A 19,960-nucleotide genomic window follows, 5' to 3' on the forward strand; every position below is an offset into this window, starting at 1 on the left:
GACGTTCGGTTTGCGCCCGGTGGCTTGTCATGGCCGCGCGGCACGTTAGGGTTCGGGCAAGGCAAAGGTGAGGGTCCCCATGCATATTCTGGTCCTGCAACATGAGCGCGTCGAGCATCCGGCAGTGTTTCGCAAGTTCCTTAAGGAGGACGGGCACACGTGGGATGCGATCGAACTGGACGAAGGCGAGGCGCTGCCCGACAGCATGGAAAGCTACGATGCGCTGTGGGTCCTCGGCGGGCCGATGGACACGTGGCAGGAGGATGCGCACCCTTGGCTGAAGGACGAGAAGGCCTTCATTCGCGAGGCGGTCGAGGGGCAGGGCGTGCCGTACCTGGGCCTGTGCCTGGGTCACCAGTTGCTGGCCGAGGCCCTCGGCGGCGCGGTGGGGCCGTCGAAGACGCCCGAGATCGGCGTACTGGACGTGCAACTGACTGAGGCGGGTGCGAGCGGTGTTCTGTTTGACGGGCTGCCCGAGGTCTTTCCGGCCCTGCAATGGCATTCGGCGGAAGTGACCGCGTTGCCCGAAGGCGCGCAGGTGCTGGCCACGTCCCCGGCCTGTCCAGTGCAGGCGATGAAATGGGGGACGCGGGCCTATTCGATGCAGTTCCACATCGAGATCGAGCATGACACGGTCGAGGCGTGGGGCGAGATCCCGGAATATGCCGGGGCGCTGGAAAAGGAGCTGGGAGCTGGATCTTTGCCAGATTTCCAATCCAAGTGTGACGCGCACATGGACGCCTTCAACGACATGGCCGAGCGCATTTATATCAACTGGCTGCAGGCGACGGCACGGACCTAAGGCGCCTGGAACGCGAAAGGCGGGGTTTCCGGCGCAAGCTGGGTATGCCCCGCGATGTAGTCCGCTGCCCGCGCCGCGATCATCTGGGTGGGGGCGTTGAGGTTGGCGCTGATCACGCGGGGCATGACCGAGGCATCAACTACGCGTAGTCCCTCGACCCCGTGTACGCGAAAGCGGTCGTCGACCACGGCGTCGGCATCGTACCCCATCCGGCAGGTGCCGCAGGGATGGAAATCGGTGGTTACGTTGGCGCGGATCCAGTCGCGGATCTGCGCGTCGGTCTTCACCTCCGGGCCTGGGTCGATCTCGACATCGCGGAACGGGTCAAAGGCGGTTTGACCGATCAGGTCGCGGACACGGTGGATGCCTTCGACCAGTTCGTCGAGGTCGTGGGGATCGGACAGGTAGTTGAACTGCAGTTTGGGAGGGTCGGATGGGTCGGGTGACTTGAGACGCAGCGTTCCCCGGCTGCGCGGGCGCAGCTGGTCGACGTGGCAGGCGAAGGCTTGCAGCAGGGTGATCTTTGACCCGTTGTATTCGAAGCCGACGGGTCCGAAATGGTATTGCAAGTTGGGATAGGCGACGTCGGCATTGCCAGGGATCAGGCCGCCGGCCTCCCATATGTTCGAGGCGGCGACGCCGTTGCGGGCGAAGACCCATTGCGCCCCGGCGCGCAGCTTGTTCCAGGGCCGGTCGACCCGGTGAATGGGAAAGCTGACGCGGCTTTTGCATTGCAGTATGACGCTTGCATGGTCTTGAAGGTTGGCACCCACGCCGGGCAGGTCATTGGCCGTGTCGATGCCGACCTGTGACAGGTGCGCAGCGGGGCCGATGCCCGACAGCATCAGCAGGTGCGGCGAGTTGATCGCGCCGCCCGACAGGATTACGTCGCTCGCGGCGTGGAAGGTCTGTGCCTGGCCACGATGCAGGACGCGCACGCCGGTGGTGCGATTGCCGCTAAGTTCGATCTGTTGGACCGCCGCGCCGGTCAGCAGGGTGACGTTGCCGCGCGCCAAGGCAGGACGCAGATGCGCCACCGCCGCACTGCATCGCCGTCCGTGCCGCTTGGTGGCGTCGAAGCGGGCGACGCCTTCAGGGTTGTGGCCGTTCAGGTCGTCCGAGCGGCCCTGCCCGGCCTGGTCTCCGGCCTCCAGAAAGGCATCGTAGAGCGGGTTGTCGTAATCGCCGCGTGTGACGCCGAGTGGGCCGTTGTCGCCGCGATAGACATCGCCGCCGCGCGAATAGCTTTCGCCGGTGCGGAAGTAGGGCAGGCAGTTTTCGTAGCGCCAGTTGGACAGGCCGAACTCCTCGGCCCAGCCGTCATAGTCGAGCGGGTGGCCCCGCATGTAGACCATGGAGTTGATCGAGGAGGACCCGCCCACGACCTTGCCGCGCGGCATGAAGATTTCGCGGTCCTGCGCGGCGGGTTCGGGCGCGGTGTCGTAGTTCCAATTTAACTTCGGGTCGCACCATGTGCGGTAGACGCCCGCGGGAATGTGGATGAAAAGGTCGCGGTCCATCGGTCCGGCCTCGAGCACGAGGATCGACCTGGCGGTATCCTAGCCCAGTTTGTTGGCTAATGTGCATCCTGCTGAGCCCGCGCCGACGATGATGTAGTCATACTCGCGAGGGGGAACGTTCATGCGTCCTTGCCCCAGCCCTCAGATTGCATTTCTCGCAGGCGGCTGGCGGTGCGTTCGAATTCGAAGCTGCCTTCGCCCTCGACATAAAGGTATTCTGGCGCGGCGGCGGCGGAGCAGATCAGCTTGACCTTCGCCTCGTAGAGCGAGTCGATCAGGGTGACGAAGCGCTTGGCCTCGTTGAAGTTGGAACGGCTGAGCTGGGGAATGTTTTCCAGCACCAGTACGCGGGCGGCCTGCGCCAGTGCGAGATAGTCGGCGGGGCCGAGGGCACGGCCGCACAGGTCATAGAATGTAGCGCGTGCGACGCCGTTGTGAAAGGCCGGGATCTCTACCTCGCGCTTGTTCACCACGAGGGTCAGCGGCTTGGCCTTGCCTTCGGTCAGGTCCTGCCAGATCCCGTTGATTTTCGCGCGCGCCTCGGGATTCACGGGCGTAAAATATGTGGGGCTGCCGTCCAGCCGCCCCTGGCGGTGGTCGGTGGGGCTGACCATCTCGTGGATGACCATCCGTTCTTTCAGAAGCTCGATAAAGGGCAGGAAGAGCTGGCGGTTGAGGCCGTCCTTGTAAAGATCATCGGGCACGCGGTTGGAAGTTGTCACCACCGCGACGCCCGAAGCGAACAGCGACTCGAAGAGCCGGCCCACGATCATGGCGTCGGTGATGTCGGTGATCTGCATCTCGTCGAAGGCAAGGCAGCGCACCGAATCCGACACCTCCTTAGCGACGGGGGCCAGCGCGTCTGCTTTTCCGGCGGCGCGGGCCTTGTGCATCCCGGCATGGATCTCCTGCATGAATGCATGGAAATGCACGCGGCGCTTGGGCACCGACAGCGTTTCCACGAACATGTCCATAAGCATCGACTTGCCGCGCCCGACACCACCCCACAGATAAAGGCCCTTGGGCGCCTCGACCTGCCTGCGAAAGAACCCCTTCTTCTGGGGCTGAGCCAGATCGGCGCGCAGACGCTCCAGCTCCTCGACGACGGCGACCTGGGCATCGTCGCGTTTCAGAACGCCCTCGTCGATCAGGCGTTCATATTTGTCGGGAACCGTCTCCATACCCTTGTGGATACCGAAGCTGCGGCGGCGTGGAAAGCAGGAAGCCTATCGCGGAGCGGAATTGTATGCATCACAATCGGTGAATTGACGCCCCGGCGGGGGCGGGTACTGTCGCGCCATTCTTCGGAGGGTCCCATGCAGAAATCCGCGTCGATCTTCACGCCTGTGCTGGTGGCGGGCTGCCTGATCATGCTGGTGTCGTTCTCGATCCGGGCGGCGTTCGGTGTGTTCCAGATCCCGATTGCTGAAGAGTTCAACTGGTTGCGGGTGGAGTTCAGCCTGGCCATCGCGGTGCAGAACCTGGCCTGGGGGATCGGACAGCCGATATTCGGTGCGATTGCCGAGAAAGTGGGCGACCGCAAGGCAATTATTCTGGGGGCGTTGATGTATGCCGCCGGGCTGATCCTGTCGTCCTTTGCAACGACGCCGCTGGCGCATCAGCTGTACGAAGTGCTTGTGGGCTTCGGAATCGCGGGCACAGGGTTTGGCGTGATCTTGGCCGTGGTGGGGCGGGCCAGCAGCGACGAGAACCGCTCGATGAGCCTTGCCATCGCGACCGCCGCCGGATCGGCGGGGCAGGTATTCGGCCCGCCGATTGCGGAATTCCTTCTGTCGATGATGGGCTGGCAGTCGGTTTTCCTGATCTTCGCGGCGGCGATTTTGGCTGTGCTGGCCTGCCTGCCGCTGATGCGCGCACCGGAGCCCGTCGGCACGGCGGAGTTGGAGGAGACCATGGGCCAGATCCTGGTAAAGGCATTCCGGGATCCGAGCTATACGCTGATCTTCCTCGGCTTCTTTTCCTGCGGCTATCAGCTGGGGTTCATCACCGCACATTTCCCGGCCTTCGTGACGGAGTATTGCGGGCCGATCGTGGCGGGCAGCGTTTTGCACAACATGGGGGTGACCACGACCTCGGCATTGGGGGCAGTGGCCATCGCGCTGATAGGTCTGACGAATATCGCGGGGACGCTGACGGCTGGGTGGTTGGGCAAACGCCACTCCAAGAAGCTTTTGCTGGCCGGGATCTATACCGGGCGGACCCTGGTTGCGGCGGCCTTCATTCTTTTTCCGATCACGCCGACCAGCGTGCTTTTGTTCTCGGCGGCGATGGGATCGCTGTGGCTGGCCACCGTGCCGCTGACCAGCGGCCTGATCGCGCATATCTACGGGCTGCGTTACATGGGCACGCTCTACGGGATCGTGTTCTTCAGTCACCAGTTGGGCAGTTTCCTTGGTGTCTGGCTGGGGGGGCAGTTGTATGATATCTATGGAAACTATTCGATGGTCTGGTGGATCGGCGTGGGAGTGGGCGCATTTTCGGCAATCGTGCATCTTCCGGTGAAAGAACGGGCGCTGCCGCGCGGTGCCTTGGTCTGACATTGGTTGCGTTGCTGGTGCTGGTCACGCGGTCCGTGGCGGCGGACGAGGTGGGCGATTGGATCGCCACGCAGCCGGAACCGTTTCAGCAAGTTTTGCGCGCGGGCCAACAAGAGCCGGTCTTCGCATCCTTCCGCGATCGGTGCCCGGCGGATGTTTTTGGCCGTCTGGCACCCTATTCCGAGGGCAAAAAGGACTGTGCCGAACGCCCCGGCTGGTGTCTGGCGCTGTGCCGCGCTGGGCAAGGGCGCGCCTGTTTCGGTATTGCGCGCACGATAGAGGTCGAGCTGGAGGATACAGGCGAAGGGACGCTCAAGTTTCCGTTCTTCATGGCGTCATGTGCAGCGGGCCATGCGAATGGCTGTACGAATGCCGGGGCCACAGTGAAAAACGGCAGCTGGATCGAGGGCACGCGGCCTGCGGCGGCGGCCACGCGCGACTGTCAGTTTCGAACCTACACGGCGGCCTGTGCGGCCGGGGCACCCTGGGGGTGCTTCATGGAAGGCATGGAATGGGCGTTCGAGGCCGCCGAGGGTGAGCGAGACATTGCCAAGGCGCGCGCCGCGTGGACCCGGGCCTGTGCGCTCGCCCCGAATGGAAGCGCCTGCAACTCGGCCAGTCGTCGGTTGAAGAACGTGAAAGACTAGCCGGAGGTCTTCAGCGTTTCGAGAACCGCTGCGACCTCGGCCACATGCGTATAGGCCAGCGTGTGCCCGGCGCCCGGGATGACCACGTTGTGCGCGGCGGGGTTCAGCTCTGTTAGCCGGTCGCGGCCTGCAAGGGGAATTACGTCGTCGGTTTCGCCCCAGATCGCCAAGGTCGGAATGCCGACGTCGCGGATGGCGCGGTGGGCGGGGGAAAGGTCTTCGTCCATGATGCCCCTGAGCGAGGACAGCACAGCTGGTGCAAACCCGTGTTTGCGGCTTTCGGCGATTTGCAGGTCGACCATGTTGGGGATGGCTGATGGCAAGCCGCGCTCGGAGTCCAGTCCACGGCGCAGGCTGCGAGGGTAGAAGCCCAGCATCATCCACTTGCCGATATTAGGGTGGTTGACGGCCATCTGGGCCACCGGTCCGAGGTCATGACCCAGACCGGCAGGTGCGATCAGGCAAAGCTGGCGCACCCGGTCGGGGTGTACAGCGGCAAAGCCCGTCGCGATGGCGCCGCCCATGGAATAGCCGAGCAGAGTGATCTGGCCCTCGATATCCTGGTGGTCGAGCAGCGCGGCAAGCTGGGCGTTGAAGAAGGCGCTGTCCTGCTCGCCCTTGGGACGGGCCGACAGGCCGCGGCCATAAAGGTCATAGGTCAGCACGCAAAAGCCCAATCCGGCGAGGTGGTCGGCCAGCGGACCCCAGACGAAGCTGGGCGTGGTCAGGCCGTGGACGCAGACCGCGACAGGGCCATCTCTGGGCCCGCGCCACTGGAACCATGTCGGGCCGTTCGGCAGGTCGGCCACTTGGCCCGTGGCCGCTGCGCGCCGTTTGTCGGTGAGGCGGGGGCGGAAGGCTTCGGCAATGAAGGGGGCGGCGACAAGGGCCGTCCCGGCGGAGAGGAACGCCCAGCCGATCACCGCGCCGCCTTCCACGCGTCGAGGATGTAGCGGCTGGTCATCAAGTCCAGATGCGCGCCGCCGCCGTTTTTGAAGAGGGTGATGTCGTCGTCGCTTTGCCGAGCGAATTTGTCCGGCTCGTAATAATCGGCCACGAGTTGGTCGCGCGTGATTGTGCCAGCCTCGAGCGGGATCTTGATCTCGCCGATATGGCCCACCGTGGTGTCGTAGCTGTCGACGAAGACACGGGCGCGTTGCAGGGCGGTGTCATCGGCCTCTCGCATGTCGGGGCGGTAGGCGCCGATGAGGTCGATGTGCTGGCCGGGCTGGAACCAGGCGCCCTTCAGGACGGGTTCCGTGGACATGGTGGCAGAGGTGACGATGTCGGCGGCGCGCACGGCGGCCTCCAGATCGTCGGTCACGGTCAGGCCGGGGCAATCGGCGACCATCGCCTCGGCATTGGCGCGGGTGCGGTTCCAGACGGTGAACTGTGCGTCGGGAAAGCCCGCGCTGTAGGCCTGAAAGAGCGACCGGCCCACGGTGCCCGCGCCGACAATCAGGATGTTGCGGCTATCGGGCCGGGCCAGGCGGCGGGCCGCGAAAAGACTGTCTCCGGCGGTTTTCCACTTGGTCACGAGGTGGAAGTCGATGACGGCCTCTAGACTGCCATTGCTGTCGGAAAAGACGCTGACCGAGCCGTTGATCATCGGCGCGCCCTTGTCGGGGTTGCCGGGGAAAATCGTGGCGGATTTGACCGCCAGCCCCATGCCGTCGATCCAGGCGGACCGGCTGAGAAGAGTGTCGGGGTCGCGATAGAGGAAAGTATCCCCGACCTCGGCCTTGGGTCGCTTATGCCCAGCCTCGAACGTGTCGCAGAGCGCCAGCCAGTCGAGCAGCGCCTCGCCTTCGTCGAAGGGGATGATGGATATGCTCATGGGCGCGCTCCTTGCTGTTTGTATCGCAAGGTATGCGTGCTGGCGCGGTTGGCGTCAAACGCCGCGCGCGTCACAGGTGGCGGGGTTCGTCACTCGCAACGATCTGATCCTTCTTGGACTCGCGCCAGATCAGGTAGAGGCCGGAGCCGAGGATCAGGGCGATCCCGATCCACGCCGTGCGATCTGGCCACGTGCCGAACACGGTGACGCCCCACATGATGGCCATGGGCATTGCAACGTATTCGAAGGGGGCGGCGAACGCGGCCTCGGAAATGCGGTAGGCCTGGCTGATGAAGAAACCGCCCAGCACGCCGCTGATGCCCAGCATGACCAGGATCCACCAGTCATGCGCCGCGATCGGACCCCAGGCACGAAACAGGAAAGCCAGTGACGCGTGATCTTGCTGGGCGAACTTGCCGTCGCCGATGGCGAGCCCGATGATGCTGCAGGCGATGATGAAGGTGATCTGGATATAGACCGCCATGGTTGCTGCTGATTCCGTGCCGCCGACCTTGCGGGCGACCATGTGGATTACCGCGTAAAGCACCGCGGCTGCCATGGGCAGGAGGGCGGCAGCCTGAAAGGCCGAGGTGCCCGGCTTGACGATGACCAGAACGCCCAAGAAACCCACAGCGATGGCGGCCCAGCGGCGGGTGCCGACGGTTTCGCGCAGGAAGATGACCGAGAAGACGGTGATCACCAGCGGCGAGATGAAGAACACCGCCACCGCGTCGGCGATGGGCATCGCCGCCAGCCCGAGGAACAGGCAGGAGTTCGCGCCGACCACGCAGATCCCGCGCAACAAGTGCGCGCCAGGGCGCCGTGTGTGCAGCACCCGCAATCCGTAGAAGGGCAGGAAGATCACCGCGAAGGTCAGCAGGCCGATGGCCGACCGGAAAAACACGATTTGGTGCAGGGCATAGTCGTCCGACAGGAACTTGATGCCCACATCGTTCAGCGAAAAGCACATGACCGCCAGCAGGGCGCAACCCGCCCCGGCAAGGTTCGTGCGTGACACGCTCACCTTTGCACCGCCTTGCGGACCATGCGTTCCAGCGCGTCTAGAAAGCGCGAGCGATCGGCCTTGGTAAATCCCTTGCAGCCGCCCTGCCGGAACGGGTCGGCGGCGCGCAGGTCGCTCATCAGGTCGCGGGTGGCGAGCGCGTTGCCGATATTGGCCTGGGTCAGCGCCTCGCCGTTGTGTTTGAGCACCAGTGCGCCGGCTTCGACGCATTTGGCGGCGAGGGGGATGTCGCCGGTGATGACCACATCGCCCGGCCTGGCCCGCTCGGCGATCCACATGTCGGCCACGTCGGGGCCGTCTGGCACAATCACGGTTTCCACCAGCGGATTGCGCGAGGGCCTTAGCCCGCCGTTGGAGACGATGAAGATCTTCTGTTTGTGACGGGTCCCAACCCGCTCGACCTCGTCCTTGACCGGGCAGGCATCGGCATCGACGTAAAGGGACATGAGCCTATTCCGCCGCCTTGGCGCCGCGCGCGACCTTGTATTCCTCGGGGATGGGCATGCGGTTGAACGCGTCCAGACCGGCAATCTTGTAGGCCTCGGCGAGCGTGGGATAGTTGAACGTGTTCTGCACGAAGTAGTCCACTGTGCCCTTCAGGTTCAGTACCGCCTGCGCGATGTGTATGAGCTCGGTCGCGCCTTCGCCGACGATCTGAACGCCCAGCACCCGGCGGGTTTTCAGTGACACCAGCATTTTCAGCATCCCGTGTTCCAGACCCATGATGTTTCCGCGGGATGTCTCGCGGAAGCGCGCGATGCCGACCTCGTAGGGAATGCCGCGCTCCTGCATTTCCTCCTCGGACATGCCGCAGGTGGAAATCTCGGGGACGGAATAGATGCCGTAGGGGAACCACGGGCTCTCGGGAAGTGTGGGCGTGTCGAGCGCGTGGCAGGCGGCGATCCGGCCCTGTTGGAGCGAGGTCGAGGCCAGCGAGGGATGCCCGATCACGTCGCCCGCGGCGTAGATATGCGGCACGTGGGTCTGGTAGGTTTTGCGGTCAACCTCCAGCCGGCCGCGGTGATCTGTTGTCAGCCCGGCCTTGTCGAGACCCAGCCGGTCGGTGGCGCCCATGCGCCCGGCGGCGAAGAGCAGCATCTCGGAGCGGACGTGCCGCCCGTTGGCCAGCGTGGTCTCGATGTGCTCGCCTGCATCCTCGATCGTCTCGATGGCCGAGCCGAGGCGCAGGTCGACGCCGTTTTCGCGGATCTGGTGGGTGAAATCCTCGATCAGGGTCTTGTCAATGAAGTCGAGGAAACTGTCGCGCGGCTCGATCAGCGTGACGCGCACGTCGAGGGCCGAGAACATGGTGGCGTATTCGACGCCGATCACGCCCGCGCCCACAACGACGAGACTGCGCGGGATCTGGCCCAGTTCGAGAAACTCGTCACTGTCCACGACTGTCCTGCCGTTGAAGGGCACGTAATCGGGGCGGTAGGTCTTGGTTCCCGTTGAGATGAGGAAGCGGTCGGCGGTGAGCGACATGGTCTCGCCCGCCTCGGTCGCCACGTCGAGGGCATTGGGCCCGGTGAAACTGGCCAGCCCGTGCAGGGTGTCGACGTGATTGCGGTTGAACTGGTGTTCCAGCACGTCGACCTCGTAATCCAGCGTCTTGTGCAGGCGCATCTTGAGGTCTTGCGCGCCGATATCGTCCTTTACCCGGTAAGAGCGGCCATAGAAGCTGCGCTCGCGGTAGCCCGAGAGATTGAGCACGGTTTCCCGAAGGGTCTTGGACGGGATCGTGCCGGTATGCACCGACACCCCGCCCAGACGATCTTTGCGGTCCACGACCAGCACCCGGCGTTTCAGCTTGCCAGCCTGGATCGCGGCAGAGCGTCCGGCGGGGCCGGAGCCGATGATGATGAGGTCGTAATGGCTCATGTCTTACCCTGCGTAGAGCGCTTCGGCGTGGAAGGCGATATGCTCCTCCATGAAGGAGGAGACGAAGAAATAGCTGTGGTCGTAACCGGGCTGAATCCGCAGGATGGATTGCTGGCGGCGGGTGGCGCAAGCCTTGGCAAAGCTTTCGGGCATCAGCAGGTCAAGAAACTGGTCCGAGGTTCCGGTATCGCACAGAATCGGACCATCGAAGCCCTTTTCGTTCATCAAAAGCGTGGCGTCATGCTTGGCCCACTGGCTTTCGTCCGAGCCGAGATAGGCGCCGAATTGCTTGCGGCCCCAGCTGCTTTGCGTGGGGTTCACGATGGGCGAAAAGGCCGAGACCGAGGCGAAGCGGTCGGGCATGTTCATCGCGATGGTCAATGCGCCGTGTCCGCCCATGGAGTGGCCGGTGATGGCCTGCCGGGCGCTGTCGATGGCGAAGTTCGAGGCGATCAGCACCGGCAGTTCCTCAGTCACGTAGTCCCACATGCGGAAATGCGGCGCCCAGGGGTCCTGAGTGGCGTTGACGTAAAAGCCCGCGCCCTGGCCGAGGTCGAAAGCGTCGTCATTTGCCACGCCCTCGCCCCGCGGCGAGGTGTCGGGGAAGACCAGCGCGATGCCCTGTTCGGCGGCCCATTGCTGTGCGCCGGCCTTTGTCATGGCGTTTTCATGGGTGCAGGTGAGACCCGACAGATACCACAGTACGGGCACGGTGCCCCATTTCGCCTCCTGCGGCATGAACAGGCCGAATGTCATGTCGCAGTTGCACGCCTTGGATGTGTGGGTGTAGACACCTTGCGTCCCGCCGAAGCAGGCATTTTCCGAAACGGTTTCCATCACGATCTTCCTTCTGTCCTTAGAGCGGTGAGACGCCGGACTGTCGTCACCCAGCGGCTGTCGCACGGACCGTATCATGCCCAGCCCTGCGGCCAACCGCGAATTTTGTCGGCACCGGCATAGCGCCAACAGGTTTCAGTTTTGCAAATGCCGGGCAGCGGGGCATTACTGGTATAGGGCTGTGACCCAGCCGATGACGACTGACACCGTAATGACCGCGATGGCCGTCGAGATCAGGATCGAGGCCGAGACCCGCTGGGGTGCGACGCGATAGTGCTCGGCCAGGATATAGACGTTGCCGGCCACGGGCAGGGCAGCGGCGGTGATCATTACGGCGGCCGGGTACGGATCGACCGGGAAGAGGTAAAGCGCAGAGAAGGCGACGAAGAGCGGGTGCAGGATCAGCTTGTTGAAGCTGAGCCAGCCTGCGACGAAGAGGCGTTCGGCGGACTTGGTGGCCAACGAGGCACCGATGGCAAAGAGCGCGCCCGGGGTCGCCGCACCACCCAGCAGGGACAGGAAATCGTTCATCACGTTGGGGATCGGCAGGTCGAAGGCGGACCACGCAAGCCCGAGCGTGATCGACACGATCATCGGGTTTTTCACGAGGCCGATGCCGACGGTGCGAAAGATCCCCAAGCTCATGCGGCCGTCGCGGGTGCCGGTGACGACTATCACGATGAGCGAGCCGAACACGATCAAATCTACCGCCAACACCAGCATCACGGGGCCAATCGCATCCTCTCCAAGCAGTAGCGTCAGCATCGGCACGCCGAGAAAGCCCACGTTGCCGATCACGCCGCATTGCGCCTCGAACGCCGCTTCCTCGGCCTTGAGCTTGCGGAAGAAGGCGACCAGCGTCACCAGCCCATAAACGAAGGCCGTGCCCCAGAGGTAGGCCATCACGAACCGCCAGTCGAAGATCTCGCTCATCGTCAGGTTCGCGGAGAACCGGAACAGCATGGCCGACAGGGCGAAGTAGAAGACGAATTTCGTGAGGTAGGCGGTGGCCTCTTCGCTGAAGAACCCGGTGCGCCCTGCCCAGTAGCCAAGCCCGATCAGCAGGAAGAAGGGCAGGGTTTGCAAGAAGATGTCCAGCATGACGCGGTGGTAGCATGCTGGTGGGGGGCGTCAATCGCGATACCGTCAGCCGCTTCCGATCAGCACCCCGGCAGCGAAGACCAATGCCCCACCCAGCACCACCTGGAAGGCGGCGCGGAAGAACGGGGTTTCCATGTAGCGGTTCTGGATCCACGCAATAGCCCAAAGCTCGACAAAGACGACGATGACGGCGATGATCGTGGCCGTCCAGAAATCGGGGATGAGGTACGGCAGGGCGTGGCCGAGCCCGCCGACCGTGGTCATGATGCCAGAGGCGAAGCCGCGCTTGACGGGACTGCCCCGGCCCGACAACTCGCCGTCGTCGCTGGCCGCTTCGGTGAAGCCCATGGAAATGCCGGCGCCGACGGAGGCGGCGAGGCCGACAAGGAACGTGGTCCAGGTATCCTGCGTGGCGAAGGCGGTGGCGAAGATCGGGGCGAGGGTGGAGACCGACCCGTCCATGAGCCCGGCCAGACCCGGCTGCACCCAGGTCAGAAGAAACTGACGCTTGGCGGTGCGCTCCTCGCTGTCGCGGGCGTCGGCGTCGAGATGCTGCTCCTCGAGCTCTCCGGCGCGGTCCTGGTGCCCGGCCTCGGCGGCGGCCAGGTCTCCCAGCAGGGCGCGGGTGGCAGCATCCGTCGTGGCCTTGGCGGCGTTGAGGTAAAAGCGTTCGGCGTCGCGTTCCATTGCCTCGGCCTCGGCGCGGATACGCTCGATCCCGAGATTTTCCATCAGCCAGACGGGGCGGCGGGCGTAATAGCCGGCGACATGCTCGCGCCGAATGAGCGGGATCACGTCGCCGAAACGTTCTTGGTGCAGGTCGATCAGGCGGCGGCGGTGATGGTCTTCCTCGGTGGCCATACCGTCAAATATCTTGGCGGTATCGGGATATTCAGCCCGCAGCATCTCGGCGTAGCTGCGGTAGATGCGGGCGTCGTCCTCTTCGGACGAAATGGCAAGCGCGAGGATCTCCTGCTCGGACAGGTCCGAGAAACGACGGCGGGACGTGACACCGGGAATCATCGGGGTCTCTCCAGTATTTTAGAATAATTCTAATCTACCTGAGGGGCGGATTTGGTCAAGCCCGGGACGTCCAGTCATTCGTGAATAGCGGGTATGCAAAAAAATGAACTGATGAGTTTACTTTCACCCTTGCAATCTGAACCGATCTGTTTAGTGTGATGAATGTGAACTGAATAGTTCAGATAAAGGAACCCGATATGAAACCTCTTCTTTTGACAATAACCCTTGCGGTCTCGGCGCTGGCATCTCCCGCCATGGCGATGAATGTCGACGTGTCGAGCCTGACGCCGGTTCTGACATTTCCCCAGCCCGCGCCCGAGCCCGTGACTCAGGGTGACGGCGGCATCGACGCGCAGTAAAACGGCGCGCACTGTCTGCGGGGCGGGCGGTTCTACGTCCTCTCCTTCCGCGCCCGCCCGCAGACAGGCTTGCAGTTCGCCGCCCGCGACCTGTAAACTGACACTAACAGGCAGGAGGACTTGCATGACGGCCATGGACGCCGAGATCAAGAAAGGTCGAAAGTTCGACCAGGTGCTTGAAGGTGCACGGCAAATTTTCATGCGAGACGGGTTTGAAGGTGCCAGCGTGGATGACATCGCGCGCGCCGCGAGCGTGTCCAAGGCGACGCTCTACAGCTATTTCCCGGACAAGCGTCTGCTCTTTTCCGAGGTGGCGCGAGTCGAGTGCAATCGGCAGGCCGAAGAGGCGTTGCAGCAAATCAATCCGGGTGCCACGGCGCGGGAGGTTCTGCTGGAGGCGGCCAATCGCGCGGTGCGTTTTTTCCTGTCGGATTTCGGGCAGCAGATGTTCCGTATCTGCGTCGCGGAATCCTATCGTTTTCCCGAACTGGGCCAGAGGTTCTATGCGTCTGGTCCGGGCCTGTTCAGCGAACGCATGGGGCGGCTGCTGACACCCTATGTCGATCGCGGGGAGCTGAAGATCGACGATATGGATCTTGCGACGAAGCAATTCGGAGAGCTGTGCAAGTGCGATCTGTTCGTCCGCTGCCTGTGCGGCGTGGACTGCGACACGTCCGAGGCGGGAATCGAGCGCGTGGTGACGGGTGCGGTCGAAACCTTCCTGGCACGCTACGGCACCTGAGGCTGAGAAAAGAGTGCGGGCGGTGCAAGACATCACCGCCCGAAGATCACCCCGAAGATTTCAACAAACGTTAACGGAGCGCTCAGGCACCCACGTCGATGATTGCCTGTGCCAACAGCGGCACGGTTCTCGCGTTAAGTCCGGCGATGTTGATCCGGCTGTCGCCGACCATGTAAATCGCATGATCGCGGCGCAGCGCCTCAACCTTGTCGGACGCGAGACCGAGACGCGAGAACATGCCGCGATGCTGGGCGATGAAGCCGAAACGGTCGGAGCCCGAGAGCCTGCGTAGCTCCTGCGCCAGTTGCTCGCGCAGTCCCAGCATGCCGCGGCGAACCTCTTCGAGTTCGGCTTGCCAATCGGCGCGGAGGGCGTCGTCGTTCAGCACCAGCGAGACCAGCCGCGCACCGTGATCGGGCGGGAAGGAATAGTTCTGGCGGTTGAGATAGGCCAGATTCGCCTGCGTCGTGGGGCGGCGGGCGCTGTCTTGGCAGACGGCCATCAGAAGGCCGGTACGCTCGCGATAGATGCCGAAATTCTTGGAACAGCTGGCGGCGATCAGGACCTCGGGGCAGGAGGACACGACGTGGCGCGTGCCGGCCGCATCAGCATCGAGGCCGTCGCCGAAGCCCTGGTAGGCGATGTCGATCATCGGGATAGCGCCCTTGGCGTTGGCGAGGTCGGTCACCTCGCCCCATTGCTGCATCGTCAGGTTGGCGCCGGTCGGGTTGTGGCAGCAGCCGTGCAGCAGGATCACGTCGCCTGCCTGAACGCCGTCCAGATCCTGCATCATGCCGTCGAAATCGACGCCGCCGGTTTCGTTGTCGAAATAGCGGTAGGGGACGTGTTCGATCCCCATGTGTTTCAGGATGCTGAGGTGGTTGGGCCAGGTCGGGTCCGAGACGAACACGCGCGCACCCGGGTTGGCCATCTTCACCAGATCAAACGCCTGCCGCACTGCGCCGGTGCCGCCGGGCGTGGCGACTGCCGCCACCGCGTCGCGCGGGGCGGAATCGTCGAGAATGAGCTTGATCATCGCGTCGGAAAAGGCCGGGTCGCCCGCGAGGCCGACATAGGCCTTGGTCTCTTCCTCTTTCCACCATTCCTTTTCTGCGGCCTTGACCGCGCGCATGATCGGCGTGCGGCCTTCGGCATCCTTGTAGACACCGACGCCGAGGTCGATCTTGGTGTCGCGCGGATCGTCCTTGTAGGCCTGCATGAGAGCCAGGATCTTGTCGGCGGGTTGCTCTTTGAGGTGTTCGAACATCAGGCTTCTCCGGTTGCGACGGAGACGGTGGGGAAGGCGCCCCATTCGGTCCATGATCCGTCGTAAAGCGCGTGGTCGATCTTGCCGATCCGTTCCAGCGCAAGGTTGATCACCGCAGCTGTCACGCCGGAGCCGCAGCTTGTGATGACGGGCTTCGAGAGGTCCGCGCCGGCGGCATCGAAGACCGCGCGCAATTCGTCGGGGGATTTCATCGTGCCGTCGTCGTTGAGCAGGGTGCTGTAGGGCACGTTGCGGGAGTTGGGGATGTGCCCGGCGCGCAGCCCTTCGCGCGGTTCGGGCTCGTCACCCCGGAACCGACCGGGCGCACGGGCGTCCAGGATGGTGTAGTCGCCCAGCTTGGACGCCGAGGCGACCTGCGTCACGTCCTTGACCCGGTGCGCCTCGCGCCGGACAGTCATGTGCCGGTCGCGGATCATCGGGGGCAAGTCCTCGGTCGGGCGGCCCTCGGCCAGCCACTTGGGCAGGCCGCCGTCCAGAACCGCCACGTCGTATTGTCCCATCAGGCGAAAGAGCCACCAGACACGGGCCGCCGAGAAGAGGCCGTGGCTGTCGTAGACCACCACCTGGTGACCGTCGCCCACGCCCATCTGGCGCAGGCGCGACATGAACTTTTCCACCGGAGGCGCCATATGCGGCAGGTCGGAGCGATGGTCGGAAATGTCGTCGATATCAAAGAACCGGGCGCCGGGGATGTGGGCCTCGTCGTATTCCGCTTTCGCGTCGCGCTCGACGCCCGGCAGGAAATAGGTGGCATCCAGAACCCGCAGGTCAGGATCATTGAGATGCGCCGCCAGCCAATCGGTGGATACCAGTGTTTTCGGATCGTCGTTTGCCATGACAGCCCCCTGAAACCGTTGCTATTGACGTAGCGCGGGACGCGGGACAGTGCAAGCGGGCGGGGTGTGCTGTGCCCAGTGTCAGCGGGTCAGCAGATTGCGCAGCAGACCAGCGGCCAGAAGGCAGGCGCCGCCGCCCAGTCCTCCCGCGGCCAGTTGAGTCGTCAGTGCCGTGGGGTCGAGTGCGGCGCTGTCGGGCGCGGTTTGCGCAAGGCCGCCAAAGCCCAGCAAGCCAAGGGCATGGCCGCCCAGGGCGCCGCCGAGAACACCGGCGAAAGAGTTGATCATGAGGCCGAGATTGAAGCGGGGAACAAGGCCGCCGGCGACGTTGCCGCCGATGGCGCCGGCAATGAGGCTGAGCAGTAGATCCATGCCTTTGGTCTTCCCCTTCCAGGCTGCGCGGGTGGCGCGACACGGGCAAGATAGTAGCAAATGGCGCGTCAGCCGCGGAGGGCGAAAACCAAAGGCGTCACATACCGTGGCGCAAAAGCCGCTGCTTCTGGCGGTTCCAGTCGCGCTTGGCCTCGGTCTGGCGCTTGTCGGTGTTCTTCTTGCCCTTGGCGATGCCGATCTTGATCTTGGCGATACCGCGGTCGTTGAAATACATCACCAGCGGCACGAGGGTCATCCCCTTGCGCTGGGTCTCGTTCCAAAGGCGCGCCATTTCCTTGCGGGAAACCAAGAGCTTGCGGCGGCGACGGTCCTCGTGGCCGAAAGGCACGGCCTGTTCGTAGGGGGCGATGTAGCTGTTGACCAGCCACAGCTCGCCATCCTCGACCGCGGCGTAACTTTCGGCGATGTTGGAAGTCTTCTGGCGCAGGGATTTGACCTCGGAGCCTTCGAGCACCATTCCGCATTCGAGATCGTCCTCGATGGCATAGTCGTGCCGCGCCTTGCGGTTCTCGGCGACGACCTTGTAGTTCGGGTTGATCTTGGGTTTCACCATGTCGGGCCTGCCTTGGGAACGTGCAAGAAACGAAGATAGCCCCTGCAGGTCCACCTTCCAACCCCTTGTGGCCGAATCGAAAAGTTAACACTGGGAAGAAGTCGAAAACCGCGTCGGTATCGCGTCGGTATGTCCGACTGTATCGCGTTGGTGCACGGACGCGAACCCCTTTCGTAAAGACGCCGCGCGTTGCGCGCCGTGCCGGTGCGGTTGACAGAGGGCCGCCCGCGCTTATCCTGACGTCCGAGCCAGGGGCGCCTTCGGGCTGAGATGCACCCTTTGAACCTGAACCAGATCATGCTGGCGGAGGAAGGCGGGACCGGAGCCGGTCGGACCCAGCCTTTCGTCGCCTCGAAAGGAGCCGGATGACCCTCGAGACAAGGAACACAGCCAAGGGCCGGATTGCCAACATCCTGTCGGTCGCGGGCTCGGACCCGTCGGGTGGGGCGGGCGTGCAGGCCGATCTCAAGGCGATCTCGGCGAACGGAGCCTACGGCATGGCGGTGCTGACGGCGTTGACGGCGCAGAACACCCAAGGCGTGCAGGGCGTGCACATGGTGCCGCCGGACTTCGTGGCGGATCAGATCCGGGTGGTGGCCGAGGATGTGCGGATCGACGCGGTGAAGATCGGAATGATCGCCACGGCAGAGATCGCGCGGGCGGTGGCGGACGCCTTGCCGGACGTGCCGGTGGTGCTGGACCCGGTGATGGTGGCCAAGGGGGGCGCGTCGCTTTTGGCCGAGGACGCGGTGGTGGCGCTGCGCGAAGCGCTGGTGCCGAAGGCGGCGGTGATCACGCCGAACGTGCCGGAGGCGGCGGCGTTGCTGGGCTGCGACGAGGCGGTGACGCGGGAGGCGATGGCCGAACAGGCGGAGGCGTTGCGGGCGCTGGGCTGTGGCGCGGTGCTGCTGAAAGGCGGGCACCTTGAGGGCGAGAGCAGCCCGGACGTGCTGGCTGATGCGGGTGGCGTGCATTGGTTCGAGGGCGCGCGGGTGGCGACGCGGAACACCCACGGCACGGGATGCACCCTGTCGGCGGCGCTGGCGGCCCGGATCGGGCGGGGAGACCCTTTGCCCGAGGCGGTGGCCGAGGCCAAGGCCTATGTCGCGCGGGCGATTGCCGGGGCCGGAGCGCTGGATGTCGGGTCGGGCCATGGGCCGACGCATCATTTTGCGGGGATATGGGCGTGACGTTCGTATCAGAGCGCACCCCGCCCCGGACCTGATCCGGGACCTCTGACCCGATGGAAACAAGATTGCCTTTGGCGGATCCGGATCGGCCGGTTCCCGCTCTCGGGAATCGCGGCGGGACGTGGTAGGCTCTGGCAACCCAAGCGGAGCCCCGTGCCATGCCTTCTCCCAGCGTCAGCCTTCTTGTCGGGACCACCAAGGGTGCCTTTATCCTGTCCGCAGGCGCGGGCCGCGACAGTTGGGACGTGACCGGCCCGCATTGCGACGGTTGGTGCATCAACCACATGGCGGGCGATCCCGACACCGGCACGATCTGGGCCGGGGGTGGCGGTGCGTTTTTCGGGGCAGGCGTGTGGCGGTCAGAGGATCGGGGCCGGTCCTGGACGCTGGAGCGCCTGACGCGCGGGCAGATGGATGACTGGGCGGCGCACGATCCGGGCTTTGCCGAGATGATCGGCTGGACCGACGCGCCGCTGCCGTTCGACGACGCCTTTGAACAGGTCTGGTCGCTGGGGTTCGCGCACGGGACGCTGTATGCCGGGACGAAGCCCGCGACCCTTCTGAAGAGTACCGATCATGGCCGGACATGGGCCCAGGTGGATGCGCTGACCGCGCATCCGTCGGCGAAGGACTGGAACCCCGGGGCGGCGGGACTGGTCCTGCACACGATCGTGTTCGACCCCGGCGCGCCCGAAAAGCAATGGATCGGGATTTCCGCCGCCGGGGTCTTTGCCACCGAGGACGGCGGGGCGACTTGGGAGCGGCGCAACCGGCTGTCCAATGCCGAGGCCTGCGGCGCGCATGACCATCCCGCCGCCCCGAGCGGCGGTGAGACCGGGCATTGCGTGCATAACATCATGCGCGCCCCGGGCGACGCGGACCTGCTCTATCAGCAGAACCATCACGGCGTCTGGCGGTCCTCTGATGGCGGGCGGTCGTGGGACGACATCACGCCGGGTCTGCCGTCGACCTTCGGCTTTCCGATCCGGGTACATCCGCGCGATCCGCGCACGATCTGGACGCTGCCGCTGAATGGCGACATGGCGGGGCGGTATCCGCCCGACGCGGCCTGCGCCGTCTGGCGGTCGCGCGACGGGGGCGAGACGTGGGAGGCGCTGCGCGAGGGGCTGCCGCAAAAGAACTGTTTCTTCACCGTGCTGCGGCAGGCCATGGCGGGGGATACGCTGGATACGCCGGGGCTGTATTTCGGAACCAATTCGGGGTCTGTCTTTGCCAGCCTTGACGAGGGCGACAGCTGGCGCGAGATTGCGCGGCACATGCCCACCATCCTGTCGGTCGAGGCGTTCGCGCCTGCCGACTGAGCGCGCAGTACGGGAATTGAACAGTCGTTCATTTTCCTTTATGCACG

General features: G+C 64.3%; 20 protein-coding genes, 1 pseudogene and 1 riboswitch. Of the genes and pseudogenes, 7 read left to right on the top strand and 14 right to left on the bottom strand.

All coding sequences use genetic code 11. The features are described from left to right. The first annotated feature begins 79 nt into the window (after positions 1 to 79). The gene (locus tag FIU86_RS00175) at positions 80 to 802 is read left to right on the top strand and encodes a type 1 glutamine amidotransferase (RefSeq protein WP_152473222.1); all 723 of its coding nucleotides are present in this window, start codon (positions 80 to 82) and stop codon (positions 800 to 802) included. Here FIU86_RS00175 and FIU86_RS00180 read toward each other — a convergent pair. Continuing rightward, a pseudogene (locus FIU86_RS00180) lies at positions 799 to 2,349 on the bottom strand (choline dehydrogenase); the annotation flags it as partial. The gene FIU86_RS00175 and the pseudogene FIU86_RS00180 sit on opposite strands and share 4 nt — an antisense overlap. Before the next feature lie 92 nt (positions 2,350 to 2,441). After that, positions 2,442 to 3,503: a cell division protein ZapE gene (gene zapE / locus FIU86_RS00185; protein ID WP_152473223.1), complete on the bottom strand. Its 1,062-nt coding sequence runs from the start codon at positions 3,501 to 3,503 to the stop codon at positions 2,442 to 2,444. 135 nt (positions 3,504 to 3,638) lie between these two features. Here zapE and FIU86_RS00190 point away from each other — a divergent pair, with 135 nt between their 5' ends. Then, the gene (locus FIU86_RS00190) at positions 3,639 to 4,880 is read left to right on the top strand and encodes an MFS transporter (RefSeq protein WP_152473224.1); all 1,242 of its coding nucleotides are present in this window, start codon (positions 3,639 to 3,641) and stop codon (positions 4,878 to 4,880) included. 2 nt (positions 4,881 to 4,882) lie between these two features. Next, positions 4,883 to 5,527, top strand: a complete 645-nt coding sequence (locus tag FIU86_RS00195) for a hypothetical protein (RefSeq protein WP_172977385.1) — start codon at positions 4,883 to 4,885, stop codon at positions 5,525 to 5,527. On the opposite strand, the gene FIU86_RS00200 is transcribed toward FIU86_RS00195, so the two are convergent. From FIU86_RS00200 to mbfA, 8 genes are all read right to left on the bottom strand, one after another. Further along, entirely contained in the window at positions 5,524 to 6,450 is a 927-nt protein-coding gene (locus FIU86_RS00200) for an alpha/beta fold hydrolase (protein WP_254703906.1), read from the bottom strand. The genes FIU86_RS00195 and FIU86_RS00200 overlap by 4 nt on opposite strands. Then, positions 6,447 to 7,364, bottom strand: coding sequence for an ornithine cyclodeaminase family protein (locus FIU86_RS00205; protein WP_152473226.1), 918 nt, complete (start codon positions 7,362 to 7,364; stop codon positions 6,447 to 6,449). The genes FIU86_RS00200 and FIU86_RS00205 overlap by 4 nt, the downstream gene beginning before the upstream one ends. Positions 7,365 to 7,434: 70 nt before the next feature. Beyond that, positions 7,435 to 8,388, bottom strand: coding sequence for a DMT family transporter (locus FIU86_RS00210; RefSeq protein ID WP_302848754.1), 954 nt, complete (start codon positions 8,386 to 8,388; stop codon positions 7,435 to 7,437). Beyond that, the gene (locus tag FIU86_RS00215) at positions 8,385 to 8,834 is read right to left on the bottom strand and encodes a YaiI/YqxD family protein (protein ID WP_152473227.1); all 450 of its coding nucleotides are present in this window, start codon (positions 8,832 to 8,834) and stop codon (positions 8,385 to 8,387) included. The genes FIU86_RS00210 and FIU86_RS00215 overlap by 4 nt, the downstream gene beginning before the upstream one ends. 4 nt (positions 8,835 to 8,838) lie before the next feature. Then, positions 8,839 to 10,269 (bottom strand): Si-specific NAD(P)(+) transhydrogenase, encoded by a 1,431-nt coding sequence (gene sthA, locus FIU86_RS00220; RefSeq protein WP_152473228.1) that lies wholly within the window; start codon positions 10,267 to 10,269, stop codon positions 8,839 to 8,841. 3 nt (positions 10,270 to 10,272) lie between these two features. Beyond that, entirely contained in the window at positions 10,273 to 11,106 is an 834-nt protein-coding gene (gene fghA, locus FIU86_RS00225) for an S-formylglutathione hydrolase (protein WP_152473229.1), read from the bottom strand. Between the two features lie 165 nt (positions 11,107 to 11,271). After that, positions 11,272 to 12,207, bottom strand: a complete 936-nt coding sequence (locus FIU86_RS00230; RefSeq protein ID WP_152473230.1) for an AEC family transporter — start codon at positions 12,205 to 12,207, stop codon at positions 11,272 to 11,274. Between the two features lie 45 nt (positions 12,208 to 12,252). Next, on the bottom strand, positions 12,253 to 13,230 hold the full coding sequence (gene mbfA, locus FIU86_RS00235) for an iron exporter MbfA (RefSeq protein WP_152473231.1): 978 nt from the start codon (positions 13,228 to 13,230) through the stop codon (positions 12,253 to 12,255). 197 nt (positions 13,231 to 13,427) lie between these two features. Here mbfA and FIU86_RS22460 point away from each other — a divergent pair, with 197 nt between their 5' ends. Together FIU86_RS22460 and FIU86_RS00240 are read left to right on the top strand one after the other, a co-directional pair. Beyond that, on the top strand, positions 13,428 to 13,589 hold the full coding sequence (locus FIU86_RS22460) for a hypothetical protein (RefSeq protein WP_172977386.1): 162 nt from the start codon (positions 13,428 to 13,430) through the stop codon (positions 13,587 to 13,589). A gap of 124 nt (positions 13,590 to 13,713) precedes the next feature. Next, positions 13,714 to 14,331, top strand: a complete 618-nt coding sequence (locus FIU86_RS00240; protein ID WP_152473232.1) for a TetR/AcrR family transcriptional regulator — start codon at positions 13,714 to 13,716, stop codon at positions 14,329 to 14,331. An 82-nt stretch (positions 14,332 to 14,413) separates the two neighbouring features. On the opposite strand, the gene FIU86_RS00245 is transcribed toward FIU86_RS00240, so the two are convergent. The 4 genes from FIU86_RS00245 to smpB form a co-directional block, all read right to left on the bottom strand. Beyond that, positions 14,414 to 15,598 carry an amino acid aminotransferase gene (locus FIU86_RS00245; protein ID WP_152473233.1) on the bottom strand — a complete coding sequence of 395 codons (1,185 nt, stop codon included), beginning with the start codon at positions 15,596 to 15,598 and terminating at the stop codon, positions 14,414 to 14,416. Continuing rightward, positions 15,598 to 16,455, bottom strand: a complete 858-nt coding sequence (gene sseA / locus FIU86_RS00250; protein WP_152473234.1) for a 3-mercaptopyruvate sulfurtransferase — start codon at positions 16,453 to 16,455, stop codon at positions 15,598 to 15,600. The genes FIU86_RS00245 and sseA overlap by 1 nt, the downstream gene beginning before the upstream one ends. 81 nt (positions 16,456 to 16,536) lie before the next feature. Beyond that, positions 16,537 to 16,827, bottom strand: a complete 291-nt coding sequence (locus tag FIU86_RS00255; protein WP_152473235.1) for a hypothetical protein — start codon at positions 16,825 to 16,827, stop codon at positions 16,537 to 16,539. Positions 16,828 to 16,924: 97 nt separating this feature from the next. Beyond that, positions 16,925 to 17,401 carry an SsrA-binding protein SmpB gene (smpB, locus tag FIU86_RS00260; protein ID WP_152473236.1) on the bottom strand — a complete coding sequence of 159 codons (477 nt, stop codon included), beginning with the start codon at positions 17,399 to 17,401 and terminating at the stop codon, positions 16,925 to 16,927. Between the two features lie 240 nt (positions 17,402 to 17,641). Continuing rightward, positions 17,642 to 17,730, top strand: a riboswitch (TPP riboswitch). Between the two features lie 36 nt (positions 17,731 to 17,766). Between smpB and thiD the strand changes: the two genes are divergently transcribed. Then, positions 17,767 to 18,591 (top strand): bifunctional hydroxymethylpyrimidine kinase/phosphomethylpyrimidine kinase, encoded by an 825-nt coding sequence (gene thiD, locus FIU86_RS00265; RefSeq protein ID WP_152473237.1) that lies wholly within the window; start codon positions 17,767 to 17,769, stop codon positions 18,589 to 18,591. A 158-nt stretch (positions 18,592 to 18,749) separates the two neighbouring features. Beyond that, entirely contained in the window at positions 18,750 to 19,913 is a 1,164-nt protein-coding gene (locus tag FIU86_RS00270) for an exo-alpha-sialidase (protein ID WP_152473238.1), read from the top strand. Positions 19,914 to 19,960 lie beyond the last annotated feature (47 nt).

The sequence above is a fragment of the Roseovarius sp. THAF9 genome (assembly GCF_009363715.1).
Classification (GTDB): Bacteria; Pseudomonadota; Alphaproteobacteria; order Rhodobacterales; family Rhodobacteraceae; genus Roseovarius.

Excerpts from the sequence above, each read along its gene's own strand:
- FIU86_RS00175 (WP_152473222.1), top strand. The coding sequence starts at position 80 with ATGCATATTCTGGTCCTGCAACATGAGCGCGTCGAGCATCCGGCAGTG.
- zapE (WP_152473223.1), bottom strand. The coding sequence starts at position 3,503 with ATGGAGACGGTTCCCGACAAATATGAACGCCTGATCGACGAGGGCGTT.
- FIU86_RS00190 (WP_152473224.1), top strand. The coding sequence starts at position 3,639 with ATGCAGAAATCCGCGTCGATCTTCACGCCTGTGCTGGTGGCGGGCTGC.
- FIU86_RS00205 (WP_152473226.1), bottom strand. The coding sequence starts at position 7,364 with ATGAGCATATCCATCATCCCCTTCGACGAAGGCGAGGCGCTGCTCGAC.
- FIU86_RS00215 (WP_152473227.1), bottom strand. The coding sequence starts at position 8,834 with ATGTCCCTTTACGTCGATGCCGATGCCTGCCCGGTCAAGGACGAGGTC.
- sthA (WP_152473228.1), bottom strand. The coding sequence starts at position 10,269 with ATGAGCCATTACGACCTCATCATCATCGGCTCCGGCCCCGCCGGACGC.
- fghA (WP_152473229.1), bottom strand. The coding sequence starts at position 11,106 with ATGGAAACCGTTTCGGAAAATGCCTGCTTCGGCGGGACGCAAGGTGTC.
- FIU86_RS00230 (WP_152473230.1), bottom strand. The coding sequence starts at position 12,207 with ATGCTGGACATCTTCTTGCAAACCCTGCCCTTCTTCCTGCTGATCGGG.
- mbfA (WP_152473231.1), bottom strand. The coding sequence starts at position 13,230 with ATGATTCCCGGTGTCACGTCCCGCCGTCGTTTCTCGGACCTGTCCGAG.
- FIU86_RS22460 (WP_172977386.1), top strand. The coding sequence starts at position 13,428 with ATGAAACCTCTTCTTTTGACAATAACCCTTGCGGTCTCGGCGCTGGCA.
- FIU86_RS00240 (WP_152473232.1), top strand. The coding sequence starts at position 13,714 with ATGACGGCCATGGACGCCGAGATCAAGAAAGGTCGAAAGTTCGACCAG.
- FIU86_RS00245 (WP_152473233.1), bottom strand. The coding sequence starts at position 15,598 with ATGTTCGAACACCTCAAAGAGCAACCCGCCGACAAGATCCTGGCTCTC.
- sseA (WP_152473234.1), bottom strand. The coding sequence starts at position 16,455 with ATGGCAAACGACGATCCGAAAACACTGGTATCCACCGATTGGCTGGCG.
- FIU86_RS00255 (WP_152473235.1), bottom strand. The coding sequence starts at position 16,827 with ATGGATCTACTGCTCAGCCTCATTGCCGGCGCCATCGGCGGCAACGTC.
- smpB (WP_152473236.1), bottom strand. The coding sequence starts at position 17,401 with ATGGTGAAACCCAAGATCAACCCGAACTACAAGGTCGTCGCCGAGAAC.
- thiD (WP_152473237.1), top strand. The coding sequence starts at position 17,767 with ATGACCCTCGAGACAAGGAACACAGCCAAGGGCCGGATTGCCAACATC.
- FIU86_RS00270 (WP_152473238.1), top strand. The coding sequence starts at position 18,750 with ATGCCTTCTCCCAGCGTCAGCCTTCTTGTCGGGACCACCAAGGGTGCC.